At 70.4% G+C, this 673-nt stretch carries 1 pseudogene; it reads left to right on the top strand.

Annotation, left to right across the window (positions count from 1 at the left end):
* Positions 1-583 (top strand): annotated as a pseudogene (locus JCM19049_RS16680) (alpha-ketoglutarate-dependent dioxygenase AlkB); the annotation flags it as partial.
* Between the last annotated feature and the right edge of the window lie 90 nt (positions 584-673).

The raw sequence follows: 673 nt of genomic DNA on the forward strand, positions 1-673 counted from the left end.
CCGGCCGCGCAGCAGTGGATCACCCAGCGCTTCTTCCGAATGGGGCCAGGGCCCGGTGCCGCCGCACTCAACGGTGGTTGCCGGGCACCCGATGAGCGTGCAGACCGTCTGCCTGGGCTGGCACTGGAGCCCGAACCGCTATTCGCGCACCGCCGATGACGTCAACGGGGCGCCGGTGGCACCGATGCCGCAGTGGCTGGTGGATCTGGGCCGCAGCGCGGTGCAGGCGGCCACCGGGGATCCGCGGCAGGCACGGGATTACCACCCGGATGCGGCCATCGTGAACTACTACGACGTGAACGCGACCATGGGCATGCACCAGGACCGGGAGGAGGCGGTCAACGCGCCGGTGGTGTCCCTGTCCATCGGGGACAGCGCCACCTTCCGGCTGGGCAACAACGAGCACCGCAACCAGCCGTACCAGGATCTGCGCCTGGCCTCCGGGGACCTGTTCGTTTTCCAGGGCCCGGCCCGCTTCGCCTACCACGCGGTGACCAAGATCCACCCGCACACCGCCCCGGCCGGGTGCGGGATCAGCAGCGGACGGATCAATATCACGCTGCGCCAGACCGGGCTGCGCTAGGCGCGCCCGCCGCGCCGCCAACGGATTCGGGCGCTAGGGGGCGGACACATCCAGGGTGGAAACCAGCCCAGGTGGTCAGAATCCCCGGCC

It is taken from the genome of Arthrobacter sp. JCM 19049 (genome assembly GCF_001310435.1).